Consider the following 16779-nt stretch of genomic DNA (forward strand, 5'->3'; position numbering starts at 1 on the left):
CTATCCTATGAAATCGTTCGCTGCCAGTTTGGCTTTGTTTGGCTCATTGTTTTCTATTATGGGCGTGGGCGAACTTATGTCGCAAACTAAGGATGGCTTCTACGACACCAACAACTACGACCTCAGAAACCTCCCTGGTTACGATCCTGAAGCGGAAGTGTTACGAGATGTAGAACAGCCTCCAAGTATCAGCAAACCAAGTTTGGCCAGCCCAAAGGACGTTCGCACAAAATATGATCCCATCGCTTCCATCCCAGGTGCAGGTGCTCTTCTACCCTCTCAAACCCAAACTACCAGCTCACAAAATCCGTATACGAATTCTGCTCTCACCCGCTCACCAATAAACCCTCTGACAGGGGAAATCAACCCCCAAGCCCTCCAAAACCAAAATAACCGAAGTAGAAACAAAAAAGAAATACAAAAGAAGCTTCGTGAGGAGTTTGATGAGGAAGCAGTTTATGAGGAAACGAAGTTTAGACGCGGTTATATTATATTTTTTCTAACCTTTCCATTTGCTTTGGGTGCTTCCGCAGCTCTTGCAGCATCTCTACTCCAAGCAAAAACAGCCATTGGAAGTTTTATTATGCTGAGTGGTTCCATCGGGCTTTCTGGTACGAATGTATATCTCGACCAACAACGATTAGAAGAGCATAGAAAAAATAAAAAAGAAAAACAACGAGAAGAGTGAAACAAACCTACAAAAAGGCAAAGATAGCCTATTTTATTCGAGAGTTGGATGTCCTTCGCCTAAACATCCGAAAGTTTTATCTAGACCATTTACAAACATTCGGTAGATCGTTTTACATTCTTTCAGGGATTGTATCTTTCTTTATTTTGATTTTCGAATATGGATTTTATTATCCAACAAATTGGATACCTTATGTCAAGTTTCTTGTCTCTTCTTTGGTATATTACTTTCTCTTTTATGAGATACTGTCTTTCCTATTTAGCCATGAAGATCCTAAACATTACTTAAAAACACATAAAATACAAGTTGTCATTATAGTTCTCATATTACTCGAAAGTTTATTTGAAGAAAACATTCTGAATCTCTTAAATCAGTACCATGTTACAGGATCAGACTCTACTTTAATTTTTCTCTCTACAAATCAGATACTCTTTACCTTTGCAAACTTAGCTCACTTTTATAGAATTTCAAAATTTTCAAAAGCAAAAAAGTTAAACCCTTCTTTTATCTTTATATCTTCTTTTGCATTCATCATTTTTTTAGGAAGTCTTTTCCTACACTTTCCAAAGGCCTCATACCAAAATGTAAAAAGCATAGATATCATCTTTACTGCAGTATCTGCGACCTGTGTAACTGGTTTGAGCACCATCAATATATCAGAACAGTTTACCCTAACAGGACAACTCATCATCCTTCTTATGATTCAAATTGGTGGATTGGGATTGATGACATTGTCTTCCTTTTTCTCATTCATCTTAGCCGGCCAATCAACGGTGAATGATAAACTAATGATTAAAGACCTTTTATCTGAAGAATCCATTGGAAGGGTAAAAAGTTTACTAACCCAAATCGCATTTCTAACCTTTTGGATTGAGCTGATCGGTTCAATTTTATTATTTCTGCAATTTCCCAAAGAAACTGGCTTGGGTACCGCCGAAAAAATCTACTACTCCGTTTTTCATTCCATATCTGCATTTTGCAATGCGGGTTTTAGTCTGATGCCATCTAACTTCTCAGATCCAAATTTTTCCTCAAATGTCTCCTTTTTGTCCTCTATTATGTTCTTAATCGTACTCGGTGGACTTGGATTTCCCGTCGTAAACCAATTGTATATGCTTATTTCTTTTCGATCAAACCACCATAAAAAATTTTCCGTTACCTCTAAACTTGTTTTGATCAGTACTCTCTCTCTGATAGGCTTCGGAGCTGTATCTTATTTTTATTTGGAACAGGAGTTTACTTTAAAGAATAAGAGTCTAGGTGAGCAAATCTTACATTCGCTTTTTTATTCCATTACAACAAGAACTGCTGGATTTAATACCTTGGATATTGCACAAATGGGCCTACCCATAACATTCATTAGTTTTTTCCTGATGTGGGTTGGGGCGTCTCCCATCTCGACTGGTGGTGGAGTCAAAACAACAACAATCGCGATTTCATTTTTGAATATTGTTGATCAGATACGTGGGAAGGAAAGATTAGAAATCTTTCATCGCTCCATAGCCCCAAGTACGATTGCAAGAGCTAGTGCGTCCATAGTTTTATCATTATTTGTTATATTCTCAGCTATCTTAAGTCTGTTGCTCTGTGAATCGGCACCTTTTGTCGACATTTGCTTTGAAGTTGTGTCTGCTTTTGGTACTGTAGGATTAACGCGAGGCTTAACACCCGTTCTCTCCTCATCGGGTAAGATTATTTTATGCTTTGTTATGTTCGTAGGTAGAGTAGGTATTTTAACCTTATTGATCGCAATTACTAGACAGACAAAGAATTATGCTTATAAATATCCTGTAGAGTACGTTGTGGTAGGATGAAATGGAACGGAAAAAGATAGCAGTTATCGGTTTGGGAAGTTTTGGTACTATGCTTACCAAATATCTATTTGAAGAAGGTCATGAGGTACTAGCGATTGACCTCCAAGAAGATTTGGTTGATGCTGTAAAAGATTTTTCAACAGTTTCAGTTTGTTTGGATGCAACAGATGAAAATGCACTGAGATCACAAGCAATAGATGAAATGGATATTGTAGTGATAGCTCTTGCAGATGATTTTCAAACTTCTGTTATCTGCGCAGATCTTTTAAAAAAATGCGGTGCAGTCAGCATCTATGCTCGTTACCAAACAGAATTACAACAAAGAGTACTAAGCCTATTAGGTGTCAAAAATCTTTTCAATCCGGAAGAAAAGGCCGCCAAATCTATGGCTGAGATCGTGGGTTATTCTAGTATGCGTGCTAATTTTCAAGTCTCGGAAGAATACCATGTTGTGGAAGTAAATGTTCCAAAACGCTACGTAGGAAAAACGATAGCAGAGGCTGACATTCGGCATACCTATGAGATCAACATCATCACAATCAAACGCCCCCAAGAAGCAAAAGAAAATAAAAGAGCTTCGGATGTTAAACAAGAGAAAGTATTGGGTATTCCAAAAGGAAATATGACTCTCAGAGAGAATGATGTCCTAGTGCTTTTTGCATCTCAAACCTCTCTTACCAAATTTTTGGAAGGTTAATTTGTCATTCCCAGAAAGAATCATTTGTTTAACAGAAGAGAGTACAGAGCTACTTTATCTTTTAGGTGAAGAAGACCGTATCGTTGGCATATCCGCTTACACAGTAAGGCCAGATAGAGCAAAAAAAGAGAAACCTAAAGTTTCCGCTTTTATCAAAGGAAATTTAAAAAAGATCCAATCATTAAACCCTGATTTGGTGATCGGATTTTCTGATATTCAAGCCAATTTAGCAAAGGATCTGATTTCTTTGGGTTTAAATGTACTCATCACAAACCAACGATCCATTGCTGAAATCCTAAATTCTATGTTTCTGATCGGCACGATTGTAGGTAAAGAAAAAGAAGTAACTTCACTCATCAATGATTGGAAGATAAATCTTCAGACCTATGAAGAGGAGAGTCGAAACCAAACTCAGCGCCCCAAAGTCTTCTTCCAAGAATGGGACGATCCTATCATTTCAGGTATACAATGGGTAAGTGAAGCCATCCAATTGGCTGGTGGTGAGGATGTCTTTCCAAAGTTAGGTGAGGAGAAGGCAGCAAAGGATAGAATTATTACTGCCAAATCCGTAGCAGATACAAATCCCGATGGCATTATAGGTTGCTGGTGTGGAAAACCTATGGATTGGGATTGGGTGAGAAACCACCCAGAATGGCAAAGTACCACTGCCGTCCAAAAGGATACAATCTTTGAGATGGACCCAAGCATCATCCTCCAGCCGGGTCCTGCGCTGTTTACGGATGGGATTCCGAAACTAAGGGAAATTATCTCAGAAATCCGATCCAAACTTTATCCTTAGCCGAAGCGTCCGAGACTCGGGAATCTTCGCACAGGAAATAGTAGCTTTGTCATCTGTTTGTAATCATTTTGTAACAGAAAAATTCTAAGCTTTTGACAATAATCTGATCTGGAGAACTCCATGACTTTTCTCTTCAAGCTACCATACAAGAAAATGAACTCTTTATTGGTATTATCACTTCTCTTTTCTGCACTTACCATATCTCAACTCAGCGCACAAGACACACCGCCAACGGATACTCCTCCGCCTAGTCTTGAAACGGAAAAAAAAGCGGAAGCACCTGTTGTTGAAAAAGAATCAGAAATTGGTTTAGTTAAATTATTCAAAACTGGTGGGTGGTCCATGTGGCCCCTACTACTATCTTCCTTTGTGGCTTTGGGAGTGATCTTCGAAAGAATCTATTTCTTCTTCACGGCAAAATTAGTTCGAAAAGGATTCAACCAGGACCTCCAAGATGCAATCGATTCCAATGGTCTAACCGGTGTATCTCAATTCCTCAGTGCTAACGAAGGACAAAGGATCACTGAGGTTCTCAAAAATGGAATGGAAGTATCGCAAAATGATCCTGAAATTTTTGCATCTGGGATTGAAAGAGAAGCTGGAGAGGTTATCACTCTATTAGAAAAAGGTCTTACGGTATTGGCGGCAGTATCAACGATTGCTCCTCTAGTAGGTTTCTTGGGAACTGTATCTGGTATGATCAATGCTTTCGATGCGATCGCAAATGCTGACCAAGTAAACGCGAAAGTTGTTGCTGGTGGTATCAAAGAAGCTCTCATTACCACAGCTGCTGGTTTGATAGTTGCCATTCCTGCAATGACATTTTACCAATATCTACAAGGTCGCGTCTCCTTCTTCACCTCAGAAGTAGAAGAAGCAGCAAATAAAATTTATAAAGAATACCTAAAAGTAAAAGCCGGCAAAAAAGCTTAATAGGCACCTCATATGATTAAGTTAAAAAAGAAACAGGAGTTAGAAGAGATATCGGCAGCGTCAATGTCGGATATCGCTTTCTTACTTTTGGTATTTTTTATGGTCACGGCAGTATTCTTTGTTAAGGAAGGATTGAATATCAGCCTTCCGAGAAAACAATCGGAGCCGCAACCTTTCTTAAGAAAGAACGTCTACGAGATTCTCGTAACACAAGACAAGTTTAAGATGAGAAACTCTTCTTTCGGGACGAAAGAATTCAGTGACCTTAAAGAATTCAGAAAAGAATTGAACGCAATGGAAATTCCTGATCTTCCGAACAAACTTGCTCTGATTGTAACAACTGGTGATACAAAGTATGGTAAGATGTTGGATGCTCTATCTGCCGTTCAGTTAAGAGGATTTGAAAAAATCTCCGTAAGGAAGAAACAATAATGTTAAAGAGAAAAAGAGTTTCACCAAGTGTGCCTGTTAGCTCGATGGCTGACATTGCTTTTTTGCTTCTTGTCTTCTTTATGGTAACATCTGTTCTTGATTCTGACCCAGATCTTCCTATTGATCTTCCAGATGTTCCTGGTGGAGAACAATTAAACAAAAAAATAGCAAATCTCTATCTAAGCGCTGATGCAAATCGAACTGTTTATTTCAATTCGATCCAAATGCCGATGAACGAGGCAATCAACAACATCAGAGCAAAACTCAGCACCAATCCAGACTTAAAGATTTTGATTCACGCAGATCAAAATTTGACTTACAATGAAATCGATAACACCTTCGAACTCTTGAAAGAAGTTGGTGCTCTAAAAGTTTCTTTGGTTACCAAGACCACCCAGGGTGGTGGATTAACAGGAAAATAGTGTGAATACCATCGCTTTACCAAGACGCTCGAAACGACAGATGGTGCATCGGTTCATTGACCGATACCGAATGGAAGTCGGCCTTGCACTTTCCGTTACTATACAGTTACTTGTTCTCTTTTTTTGGTACACTCCAAGTTTTGAAAGCAATAGTCTTGATGATCTTATCGAAGAAGTTGCCTTCATCGACAATGTTCAGATTACTGAGCCGGTTTCGGAATCAAAACCGACTGATGGAGACTTCGACCTAACGGACAAAGAGAAAGAAGAGAAAAAAGAGGATCCTCGTGTAGCCGGTGCCTCTGATCCGATTGTTTCTGGTGCTACTTCACCAGTTGACTTAACACCGAATGTCCGGCCAGAGTATACGGACGAAGCAAAGTCACAAGGGATCACAGGAACGCTCACTTTGGAAGTGGTGATCGCAGATACGGGCGAAGTGCTCCGAGTGCGCTCAGTCGGAAAGACTTTGGGTGCTGGTTTGGAACAGGCAGCCATTGCTACCTACAAGAGGAAACGTTTCTCCCCTTCTATTTTGGAAGGTAAGGCCATCACTGTAAAAGTTTTGGTTCCGATTCGATTTACGCTAAACTAAAAAACAAAGCCATTCAGTTCTGTTCCTGGATGGCTTTTTCCTCAGTAAGGGGTTTTGTTGGCACCTCTATCCTCTCAATGCGAATTTCATGCACAAAGTCTGGATCATCAAATTTATCTAGGATGGATATTCTTCTCGGGAACTGCTTTCCTTCCCAATTTTCATAATAGCCAAACTTAAGTGTACCTTTGTACCAAGAAAATAGTTCTCGATAGGTGAACTCCACCCACTCCAAAGCACCAGTTTCCTTTTCGAAATAAGCAAGGTATTGGTCAACATCTGGATTTGCATCCACCTGAACATTTGTCAAATAGACTCGTTCATAAGTTTTTCCTAATAATTGAATATCACCAGCATACTGAATGATCTCATAATTTTTTAGATTCCAAACCATCAATAAATACAAACGAAGTGATTCAAGGTAAACCCTGACTTCATCATCGCCGGTAAACACCTTTCCAGTATCTGGCGAAATTTGGTAAACGTCCTTCTTTACCAATCCATAGTAGATCCCTTTGTTGACTCCGTTTAATAACTCGATCTCCATTGAGTCTTTTTCAAAATCTAAAAACACTTTCATTCGTTGTTCATTTTCTTTGATGGGTGTGAAAAACCGGACTGCTTTCGAATGCCATACATCTTTCAATGTAAATTGGATTTGTTTGTAGCGTTTCCAATCATCTGGTTTCATCGCTGGCTCAATTGGATTTGTAATAATGGTTAAGCCTTTTTGTTTTAAGTCGGGATTGATCCCGGTTTGGGCTAATTCCTTCGGTCTGAGATCTGCAAGTTTACATGAGCAAAGTATGGTAAGAATCGAAAAATATGCTAAGTTCCGTAATGCTTTCATCTAATTCCATCTGAGTGAAAAAGATAACAATGTCAATGCGTATAAATAAAAAAGGCTGGTCTAAGCCAGCCTTGAAAAATTTTCTTGTGTCAAGTGCTTACGCTTTCGCGCTAGATGCACCTGATTTTTTAATAGATTCAGCAACTTCGTTGATCTTTGCTTTTACAGACTCAATCTTTCCTTCTGGCATTCTTGCTTTGATTTCTTCAGAAATCTTATTGTAGTTTTCTACAATCTTAGTGCGAGTTTCTTCGTAATTTTTTCCAGCAACACTAGAGAATTCTTTAATGTCTGTTAGGATTTTATCAACACTTTGGCGGACCTTAACGGATTGCTCAGAATTGTCAGATGCTCCTTTAGAGACCAATTCATTGTAAGTTTGCTCTAACTGAACTTTTGCTTTGTCTAAGCCTTCTTTTCCAGAATTGAAGATACCGATTCCGGCATTAAGGATGTCCATGATTTGTTTTTCCATTGTTTTGCTCCTGGTTGTTTTCACCTATTGTGCATTGCACAATCCAATCTTGTGCGATGCACAATTTCTGTAAAGTACTTTTTTAGGAGTTAAACGGATTTTTTTTAAGAATGGGCACCGATTAGCTTTTCACGTTGGTGTGCCATGATATTGGCTAGAATGTCACGATAGGCTTCTCTGCCAGGGTATGCCGCTTGGGCGACACCTGTGGCTACAGCTGCCTCTGCGACGGCTGGCGCAACATGGTAGAGAACTCGTGCATCCAATGGCTTTGGAATGATGTATTCTTTGTTGAATTCAATTTTTGAGAGTCCATATGCCTCTGCTACTTCATTAGGTACAGGTTCTTTCGTTAGTTCCGCCAGAGCGTAAGCCGCTGCTAGTTTCATTTCCATATTTACTATCTTTGCTCGGACATCCATGGCTCCGCGAAAGATGAAAGGAAAGCCAAGGACATTGTTTACCTGGTTGGGGAAGTCACTGCGACCTGTTGCCATAATCAAGTCATCACGTGTGCTCACAGCCAAATCATACGAGATCTCTGGATCTGGGTTGGCAAGAGCAAAGACAATTGGATTTTTTGCCATTGTCTTTAACATTTGCGGACTCACAACATTGGCAACTGAGACTCCAATGAAGAGGTCAGTCCCCGGAAAAATTTCTTCGAGAGTGTTGGCATCTGTTTTGCGAACAAAGGGAAGTTTAGATTCGTGCAATCCAGTCCTTCTCTCGTTGATCACACCTCTCGAATCCACCATATAAATGTTATTATGCGAAACACCAATTCTAGTGAGCATTTCAGCAATGGAAATGGCCGCAGCACCTGCACCATTGATCACCACTTTAAGATTTTCAGCCTTTTTCCCTATCAATTCTAAGGAGTTGAGCAAGGCAGCCGTACAAATAATTGCAGTTCCATGTTGGTCATCGTGAAATACGGGAATTGCCATATTGGCATCGAGAGTTCTCTCGATATGAAAACACTCTGGTGCTCGGATGTCTTCTAAGTTGATTCCACCAAAAGTTGGTTCTAAGGATTTCACAATTTGGATAAAGCGCTCTGGATCTGTTTCATTGATTTCTATATCAAACACATCAATCCCAGCAAATTTTTTAAAGAGAACTGCTTTCCCTTCCATTACTGGTTTTCCAGCTGCTGCTCCAATGTTACCAAGCCCGAGAACCGCTGTACCATTGGTGATGATGCCGACCAAATTGCCTTTGTTTGTGTATTCATAGACCAAAGAAGGCTCTTTTTCAATTTCAAGGCAAGGATAGGCAACACCCGGAGAATACGCGAGGGATAGATCTTCGCTATTTTCAGTCGGTTTTGTGGGAACAATTTTCGTTTTCCCTTTAGGGAAACGTGAATGGTACTCTAGGGCCTTGTGTTTCATGGTCTATTTTTCCAGATTTTTCCTTAGTTAAGAAAATCCTAGAATAAAATCTGCGAAAAAAAAGGAGAATATGATTGCGATCCAGTCTCTATGTCCCATAGGATTTCAGATGGAAAAAGGATGATCGCATGTGGCAAACCTGTCTTGGTGAGTTTTTAGGTACTTGTGTATTGATTTATTTTGGAAATGGTGTGGTAGCTGGTGCACTTCTGGAACGTTCCAAAGCGAAAGCCAGTGGATGGATTTCCATTACAACAGGTTGGGCTTTGGGTGTTGTCTTTGGAATCCTAACAGCAAAAACATTTGGTAGCAGTGGAGCACACTTAAATCCAGCTGTCACCCTATCGGTATGCTTGCAAAACGGTGATTTTACCAAATTGATTCCTTATTCTATTTCACAAATACTGGGGGCTTCTTTCGGTTCCTTTCTTGTTTATTTACACCATTTGCCGCATTGGAAAGAAACAAAAGACTCTGGCTTAATTTTAGCGATCCATTCCACAGATCCAGCTATCGACCATCCCATCGGAAACTTCTTAAGCGAGATGTTAGGAACACTTATGTTGATCTTTGGCATACATGTGATCTTCCATGCTTACCATGAACCACTTAATGGCATGTTAGGTGTTTTAATGGTAGGAGCACTTGTTTGGGCAATAGGTCTATCGATGGGTGGAACTACCGGCTATGCGATCAATCCTGCTCGTGATTTAGGCCCAAGACTATTGCACACTATATTGCCGATTCCAAACAAAGGGCCCTCCAATTGGAAATATTCTTGGATTCCAATTCTTGCTCCTTTGTGTGGAGCTAGTTTAGCAGTTGTTTTGCTAAAATTACTTCCAGTCCTTTAACTTTGTACCTGAGAGGAATAAAAAGTCTCGCAAGAAATCTCGATAGGTAACGATTGTTTCAAATTTATTTTCTTTGGCAGGGTTAAAAATCCCCCTTTTACGAAACAGTTTGCTTGGATTTTCTTTGATATCTGACCAGGTACCCACTTCTAAAGTAAATGGCAAAAAGCGAGAGCCTGTATGGGAAAACTTCTCTTGGAAATGGTCATAAAAACGATCCCATAGATCTCCATGCGTCGTATATGTTTCACTTTGTGGTCCAAACTTATACCGTTTATGCCTACGCAATTCCACCATATAACTTGCGATTTTTTCAAAGAGAGCTGTATCTACACATTCCTTTTTTGTTCTTGCATACGGCCACCACACATGGTCGATCGTCCCGAAACCGGAATGGATATCAATCACAGGTAATATAGAATCTTTTACATGATAGAAGTATTGGTTGATATAGCGAAAGACTGCCCTTGATTCAGGTTCTAAAGTCTTTCCTCGGTAATAGGGCAATTTCGAGGTCCAATTTTGCCCTCCAAAAAGAATAGGTGCGCTTTCTGCTTCCACTCCAGAGTTGCGCATTAGATCTACGCCCGAGGGATTGGATCTAGATTTTAAAGCAACTCCTCCAGGATTTACGATAGGAATTACTACTAAGCCGATTTTGCCATTGGCGATTTCAGAAACATATCCTGGGCTTTTTTTGTACAAAATGTACTCTAAAAAATCAAGTAATATACGAATTCCAACTGTCTCGAGACCATGAACACCAGCAACCATTCCAACAGGATTTTTTTTAATGGCTTTCTCTTTTCCAATCTCCAACATATGAATCGGAAATCGGAACCCTTCCTGAGTTTTACTCGAAAAACCCAGTTGTTTAATTCTTACTAAATCACCACCCAATCGGACGAGGTCTAGAATTCTCTTTTCATACCGATTGAGTCGTCTTAATCCACGTAACATTGTTTAGTCTATTTGAAACTTTTTCACAAGTTTACAATCTACATTTATATCAACCAGTCCAGCTTGTAAATCTTCACAATTGGATTTGATAATCTCTTTGTGACAATTTCGATACGCATCCATGGTCTTGGGTATGTCGTCACCTGCCAGGCGATAGAGATTGCTTTGTCGAAATTCTTTTTGGCAATTGGCTTCGTCCAATCGAGATTTTGCCAATTCTCTTGTTTTTTCAGGTAGCTCTGACCAATTCTTTTCAGAACATTTTCTATACTTTTCACAAATCTCCGCAGTCAACTTTAGAGATTCATCTTTCCATTCGATCGAATCTATACCGGCTTTTTTTTTGCAATCTGCAAAGGAAAAAACAAAGACAAACATCAAAACTATGTTCAATCTTGTGAAGGTTTTCATTTTTCAACAGCCTCTCGTTTCCGAATCAAAATTTCAATCCTTTCATCTTTTGCTTTTTTTTCTGGTGTTTCACCATCATTCGACTTTTGAAATACGGCAAAACCTTGGACGGAAATCTGTTCTTTCGGAATTCCATATTGCGAAACCATCTTTTCTGCAATTAAAGATGCTCGATGGGAATGGAAATCCCAAGAATTTTGGAAGTTTGATTTATCGACTTTTGCCTCGTATGGAATCTGCACTCTCACTATGATATCTATATCCATTCCTTGCGAAAGCTCAGCCAATTTTTGGAAAACAAACTGCAAGTCTGGATCATCTCCTAAGATATCTCCCTTGGATAGGTCAGAGGTAATAAATGTTAATTTGAGTTCTTCTGTCTCGGCTAATCCTAATTTGAGTTTTGCCTTCTCTTTCAAAGCCTTCAATGAATATCCAATTCTTTCCCAGAGTCTATAAATTGCTGACTTCTCTTGCAATAGATCATCTTCTAAAACACCACTACCGCCTTCAACGATGAGACCTAAAGAAGACACATTGAGTCCAAATCCTTTCTTGATGTCGCTTGCAACTTCAGAGAGTCTCTTTGTATCTACTTTGCTGATGGCATAGAGAATGATAAATAATCCGAGCAATAAGGTAATCATGTCTGCATATGTAAGAAGCCATCGCTCTTGGCTATGCAGTTCTTCACTTTCGATACTTGATTTTGGGAATCTTCTTCTTCTGATCATTTAGTTTAGTTCTGGAAATGCCCTCATCAAAAACTCCCACTCTCTCTTTTCTACTTCTTTAAAGAACGCTTCAAATGTGGATTTTTTAACGGGAATGGTTGCATAATAACCTTGCTCTACTTTTTCAAATAAAGGATATACACCTAACATTTTTGCAACAGCTGCGGCAGGTTTGATCACATATCCAGCGATTGGTTTTTGTGCCAGATCATAGAACTTTCGCAGATTGAATAACACAACTTCTAATTGCTTCTTTCTTTGGTCAGCATAACCAAGCTCCTGGTACAAGGTAAAGTATTCATCTTGGGATATCTTTGTCCCTTGTTTCCAGTTCTTATCTAAGAGTAATTGACCCATACGAAGATCGAGCTCGTCTGTGATTTGATTTAAGAAAATTAACCTTTCGATATTTTCTCTGCTGGATTCTTTCATCATATGTTTTACTTTATCATATGTGCTTAGTGCTAAAGCTTCCCATTCTTCTTTGCCTTCCAAATTATAAACCGTTTCAAAAAAATATTCTGCCATTTTAATCGTTTCACTCTGGTTAAAATATTCAGAGTAATATAAATGAAATCGTTCGATTTGAACTCTTACGATTTCAGTACGTGCACTTCTAAGCTCAGGACTCAAAACTTTACTCATTTATTTGATCACCAATGGATAGGAAGGAAATCCTTGTTGGTCTATTTCCGTTTTAAAAATACTATCTCGGTTGGGAATAGTAAACACATCACGATTTAAACGATAGGATGTTCTCAATAAAACCTTCAATTCTTCTTTTGATTCAGGAATAAAATAAAAACTGACTCCATATTTGAAACCAGTACTCCAAGATTCTTTCGTAGCTTCCAATAATGGCTTTTCTGCAGGAACTAACTTTCTCAAAACCGTATTGTAGACACTTTGACCGATTTGGTAGATTTTCACTCCTTGAGACGTTTCTGAAAATCTAAACTTTCCTCCCTCGGGAAAGCTGAGTGAAAGGTAGGTCACGGAAGTAAAATTGCCTCTGTTTTTAAAATAGAGAATTACTTTTGATTCTTTACCAAGTTCAAATTTTGGTTCAACGGAAACCGACACTAAAGAAGGAACTGGTTGCATAGGCACATTAGGGATAAACTCAAAACCGTTGAACACAAATTCTTGCGCATAATTCGGATTTGTTGGAAAGATACGGAAGCTTTTCTCCTTTTCATTGTAATCAAAGTCGATTCTTTTTGTACGAACAAGTTCTGGGTGCTCTTTCAATTGAAAGCCATCCAAAACTTTGGATCCCTTGCGGTATACAAATGGTACTGAAAAAAGTCCTATCGGTGGCTCATCTACAAGGACCTCCATGAATACTGAATTAAATCCATCTCCTGGTAATTCCGATACAACTATCCTTTTGATACAGTCTCCTTCTAGACTTTTGCGTTCTCTTCCTGGTGCCTGGCCACTTTTCCAATTCAGTGATGATAGCTCGTAGTGGTTTTCTCCCATACTCATGAGATTAAACTCTTGTTTCCAAAGAAACTTCCATTCACCTTCTAACTTTTTATAAGCGGAGATAGCCTCACTTTGGCCTGATTGGCTAAGAACCAAAATTTCTAGTGACGGGTCTTCATCTAAATTGATTTGTTTCGATCCAAGGATACGCAAAGGTTTTTCGCTATCTTTACCCCAGAGACCTTCCCTCATGACCTGTTCGGATGGGAGCTCAGATTTTTTGCAATGAAAAGAGCCAACGAGAAAAAGTATAGAGACTAAGATAGACTGGGCGGAACAAATCACTGGTTTCATTGGAGATTATTCAAAAATCGCAGTTTACTAAGTTCATTCCATACTTTTTTTGTTTTCCCTTTTATTTCCGTACGGAAACTATCGTCTAAGTTAATGAATCGGGGGCGACATTGGTTTCGACTGTCGTTGTCTTGGATTCGGTTGCACGTAGAGGTGGGGGTCCTGCTTAAAAACCTTCAAAACAATAACTGCAAATAACGAATTTGCTCTAGCAGCTTAATTTTAAGCTCTACGGTTCCTCTGGCTGTTTCCTTTGGTGGCTAAGGAACCGACACCTCTCAAAGGACTTTGCCAGCTAATTGTCTACTTTTAGCGGCAGAGAACACCAAGTAGGCTCGGAAGGAGTCCCCCGGTTGTAGGTCCAGTCCTTCTTAACCTTATATACAACATAAACGTGTAGACGCCGCATTTGAGGACGATAGGACCTGGGTTCGAATCCCAGCGTCTCCAAAAATTATCCTAAATCTTCACAAACGAATCTCAATAAACAAACGTTTGCTGGGGTTCGAACGACCACGAGAGTCAGAAACAGTTGCGACCCATAGGAAGCGTGAAGCTGTTTCTGCCGAAGGCAGGATGCCTGAGGCCTCGAGTGGGACGGGTCGGAGGTTGCATGACCCGGATGGGAAGGCACCGGAGACCGAATCCCAGCGTCTCCAAAAATTATTCTAGATCTTCACAAAATAATCTCAATAAACAAACGTTTGCTGGGGTTCGAACGATTTTCCAAGTGTGGTCGAGTCGGGAAAATAGAAACAGACGTTTCGATTTTTCGCAAAAAAAAGTAGTCGCCTATCGCTTCAAATGGAATTCTATATTGATCAATTTATCCTGTAGCCAAGGTTTAGATTCAGCATACAACAACTTGGCGATGATAAAACTCTAATGAAATTCTTCTTGAATGAGCTTACATTGTCAAAATTTGTCCTTATTCTGGCTGCGACAGTATTGGCGACATTTACAGCATTGAGTACGGCCAGACTGGAACCGTTGAATACAAATCGAATATTCGTATGGATACCTGATCGTTATTGCGTATATGCGCCAGCGCGATACGCCAAAGCAAGGGATCTTGGCAAATGTGGCATAGTAAAGGATGGCAATCACGCAAACGAACTCGGCGATACGGTTTTTGTACCGATCAGCTCGTTTGTGGCATGGACTCCAGGCAATTATACAGTCCATCTGGATTTGGACAGCAAAGCTACAGCCTATATTTCCGGAACTTTCGTTCCGGCGGCAACTTTCTTCTTTGCTATTTTGTTAAATGGCATTTTAATCTGCGCAATTGCCTTTCTATTTAAGCACAGGATCTCTAAGGAACATGTGTGAGAATCACCAAGATAATAGAAAATCAATCTGGAGTGATCCGTTATGCAAAGTCCCGCTAATGCATCGATTGTTTTCTTCACTCCATAAGTTTGTTGTCACGGTTCCAAAATTCCGTAAAGCAAGAGTAAACAAACCGAACGATTTTCCGAGTAGAGTCGAGTCGGGAAAATAGAAGCAAACGATTCGATTTTTCGCAAAAAGAATACTCGCCGATAAGCTTATTCGATTCCCATAATAGACAATCTGTCCCACCTAACTGGTGTCATTTCTGGATAAAGGATATGGTTGTAGAAAAAACTCTTAGGAAGTTCCTATGTACTTGGTTAAAATATATCTGGACAGTAGAAATAAATTCTTCTAATTTCATCTAAATTAGTGAGAGAGTGTATATTTTTTATGATTCATTCCTTTCGGGCGAAAACCAATATCTTCAACGTACTGATCTTAATTTCTTTTATCAATTGCTCTTCTCGAATGAAAAAGCAATCTCAGGAACCAGATGACTTCATAATTCTAATGCAAAATCAGACAACTTTTCAGTTGATCGAAAATAAGTTACTACCTGAAAAAACTCCCGATCCAGGACTGGGAAAAGCTTTGCGAACCATTCTCTCTGCATCTGGTTTGAAAGAGAATTCCGAATCGAGTTTCCAGATATCTGTCGATTGGAGAGGGAAAGGACTACCGTATAATTACAAATTGTACGGTTCCGGAACAGATTACCTAACTCGTTATACTGGCACTCAAATTGATGGAGACATTACTTTTCAAATTGCGGGGAGCAAAAAAACTATACCATTTTCATTGACTAGAACCCCTCTACTTTCTTTCGAATTCAAGAGTAAGGAGCATATGAAGCATGAATCCGAGGCACCTTTTGAGGAACCGATTTGGTCCTATAGTTTTCGGGGCGATGGACCGATTGGAAAATTCTTAGTAGTTGTTTCTCGTGCTTATAAAAATCCACCTGTTCTTTGGGCTCTCAAACACAAAGAACTTTCGATGCGATATTTAGGTGCATCCTTAGCAGGTGAACTGGGGCTAATTCAGACTCGGCCGATTTTAGAGAAGTTAGTCGCATCACAATCATTTGACATTCCAAATCCAGCAGAAGCTGCCGCTAAATCACTTGGTCTGTTTCTACCTACTCCTAGTACGACAAAGATTCTTACGAAAGTAGCCTTAAGTAAAAGTACTGCCTGGTTTAATGCGTATAAAAGTTTAATTGGCTTCAATGAGCCATCGCTAGTCATTGAATTACTCAATATTATGAATTACTCAAGAATTGTATTGTTTTCGGAAAATCTTCAGGTAATTCAACAGGCAGAAAAAGCATGTTCTGCCAAGTGTAAGCCATTTTTGGAAAACTATCGAAAAAGAGCTTTGGAGACAAAGGCGGAAATATCTGCTGGGAAGATATCAGAGATTGAGTATGTCGAAGATTCAATCACCGGAAAATCGATTCGGTATTCCCGTCAAGATATTTTGGATCGGCAGCTGATAGGTATCGATAGGATACTCACAAAATTTCAATAGCCGACGGATACATTTGATTAAAAATCTTAAATCAAAATGATTATCGAAAAAGAGAATGAGATTTA

Annotated in this window: 19 protein-coding genes and 1 other RNA gene; 12 read left to right on the forward strand and 8 right to left on the reverse strand. The window is 39.4% G+C overall.

The annotated features are described in order from the left end of the window. Window positions 1-7 precede the first annotated feature (7 nt). The 8 genes from DI060_RS13810 (at window position 8) to DI060_RS13845 (ending at window position 6380) form a co-directional block, all read left to right on the forward strand. The gene (locus DI060_RS13810) at window positions 8-688 is read left to right on the forward strand and encodes a hypothetical protein (RefSeq protein WP_209452049.1); all 681 of its coding nucleotides are present in this window, start codon (window positions 8-10) and stop codon (window positions 686-688) included. Then, window positions 685-2502, forward strand: a complete 1818-nt coding sequence (locus tag DI060_RS13815; protein WP_244594414.1) for a TrkH family potassium uptake protein — start codon at window positions 685-687, stop codon at window positions 2500-2502. The genes DI060_RS13810 and DI060_RS13815 overlap by 4 nt, the downstream gene beginning before the upstream one ends. Before the next feature lies 1 nt (window position 2503). Then, a complete protein-coding gene (locus DI060_RS13820) occupies window positions 2504-3199 on the forward strand; it encodes a potassium channel family protein (RefSeq protein WP_108977552.1) in 696 nt (231 codons plus the stop codon). A 1-nt stretch (window position 3200) separates the two neighbouring features. After that, window positions 3201-3998, forward strand: a complete 798-nt coding sequence (locus tag DI060_RS13825; RefSeq protein ID WP_108977553.1) for a cobalamin-binding protein — start codon at window positions 3201-3203, stop codon at window positions 3996-3998. Window positions 3999-4118: 120 nt separating this feature from the next. Next, window positions 4119-4931, forward strand: a complete 813-nt coding sequence (locus DI060_RS13830; protein WP_108977554.1) for a MotA/TolQ/ExbB proton channel family protein — start codon at window positions 4119-4121, stop codon at window positions 4929-4931. Between the two features lie 12 nt (window positions 4932-4943). Continuing rightward, on the forward strand, window positions 4944-5363 hold the full coding sequence (locus DI060_RS13835) for an ExbD/TolR family protein (protein WP_108977555.1): 420 nt from the start codon (window positions 4944-4946) through the stop codon (window positions 5361-5363). Then, on the forward strand, window positions 5360-5785 hold the full coding sequence (locus tag DI060_RS13840; protein ID WP_108977556.1) for an ExbD/TolR family protein: 426 nt from the start codon (window positions 5360-5362) through the stop codon (window positions 5783-5785). The genes DI060_RS13835 and DI060_RS13840 overlap by 4 nt, the downstream gene beginning before the upstream one ends. Before the next feature lie 40 nt (window positions 5786-5825). Next, a complete protein-coding gene (locus DI060_RS13845) occupies window positions 5826-6380 on the forward strand; it encodes an energy transducer TonB (protein WP_108978136.1) in 555 nt (184 codons plus the stop codon). Window positions 6381-6393: 13 nt separating this feature from the next. Here DI060_RS13845 and DI060_RS13850 read toward each other — a convergent pair whose 3' ends face one another. From DI060_RS13850 to DI060_RS13860, 3 genes are all read right to left on the reverse strand, one after another. Next, complete coding sequence (locus DI060_RS13850) at window positions 6394-7230, reverse strand: LBF_0142 family lipoprotein (protein WP_108977557.1); 837 nt, start codon at window positions 7228-7230, stop codon at window positions 6394-6396. Between the two features lie 97 nt (window positions 7231-7327). Beyond that, entirely contained in the window at window positions 7328-7705 is a 378-nt protein-coding gene (locus DI060_RS13855; protein ID WP_108977558.1) for a phasin-related domain-containing protein, read from the reverse strand. Window positions 7706-7809: 104 nt separating this feature from the next. Next, window positions 7810-9102: a malic enzyme-like NAD(P)-binding protein gene (locus tag DI060_RS13860; RefSeq protein WP_108977559.1), complete on the reverse strand. Its 1293-nt coding sequence runs from the start codon at window positions 9100-9102 to the stop codon at window positions 7810-7812. A gap of 128 nt (window positions 9103-9230) precedes the next feature. Here DI060_RS13860 and DI060_RS13865 point away from each other — a divergent pair, with 128 nt between their 5' ends. After that, window positions 9231-9956, forward strand: coding sequence for an MIP/aquaporin family protein (locus DI060_RS13865; protein ID WP_108977560.1), 726 nt, complete (start codon window positions 9231-9233; stop codon window positions 9954-9956). Here the strand turns inward: DI060_RS13865 and DI060_RS13870 are convergent. The 5 genes from DI060_RS13870 to DI060_RS13890 are packed head-to-tail and all read right to left on the reverse strand — an operon-like array spanning window position 9939 to window position 13846. Beyond that, the gene (locus tag DI060_RS13870; protein WP_108977561.1) at window positions 9939-10916 is read right to left on the reverse strand and encodes a M14 family zinc carboxypeptidase; all 978 of its coding nucleotides are present in this window, start codon (window positions 10914-10916) and stop codon (window positions 9939-9941) included. The genes DI060_RS13865 and DI060_RS13870 overlap by 18 nt on opposite strands. A gap of 3 nt (window positions 10917-10919) precedes the next feature. Next, entirely contained in the window at window positions 10920-11327 is a 408-nt protein-coding gene (locus DI060_RS13875; RefSeq protein WP_108977562.1) for an LA_2478/LA_2722/LA_4182 family protein, read from the reverse strand. Continuing rightward, window positions 11324-12061, reverse strand: a complete 738-nt coding sequence (locus DI060_RS13880) for an OmpA/MotB family protein (protein ID WP_108977563.1) — start codon at window positions 12059-12061, stop codon at window positions 11324-11326. Before DI060_RS13880 ends, DI060_RS13875 begins: the two co-directional genes overlap by 4 nt. Continuing rightward, window positions 12062-12706 carry an FFLEELY motif protein gene (locus DI060_RS13885; protein ID WP_108977564.1) on the reverse strand — a complete coding sequence of 215 codons (645 nt, stop codon included), beginning with the start codon at window positions 12704-12706 and terminating at the stop codon, window positions 12062-12064. It abuts the gene before it with no gap. Further along, window positions 12707-13846 (reverse strand): LIC13341 family surface-exposed protein, encoded by a 1140-nt coding sequence (locus DI060_RS13890; RefSeq protein ID WP_108977565.1) that lies wholly within the window; start codon window positions 13844-13846, stop codon window positions 12707-12709. 100 nt (window positions 13847-13946) lie between these two features. Here DI060_RS13890 and ssrA point away from each other — a divergent pair. From ssrA to DI060_RS13910, 3 genes are all read left to right on the forward strand, one after another. Then, window positions 13947-14299: a transfer-messenger RNA gene (ssrA, locus tag DI060_RS13895) on the forward strand. A gap of 432 nt (window positions 14300-14731) precedes the next feature. After that, a complete protein-coding gene (locus DI060_RS13905; protein WP_108977567.1) occupies window positions 14732-15178 on the forward strand; it encodes a hypothetical protein in 447 nt (148 codons plus the stop codon). Window positions 15179-15694: 516 nt separating this feature from the next. Beyond that, a complete protein-coding gene (locus DI060_RS13910; RefSeq protein ID WP_135355057.1) occupies window positions 15695-16714 on the forward strand; it encodes a hypothetical protein in 1020 nt (339 codons plus the stop codon). The last annotated feature ends 65 nt before the right edge of the window (window positions 16715-16779 follow it).

The organism is Leptospira ryugenii (assembly GCF_003114855.1).
Taxonomy (GTDB): domain Bacteria; phylum Spirochaetota; class Leptospiria; order Leptospirales; family Leptospiraceae; genus Leptospira_A; species Leptospira_A ryugenii.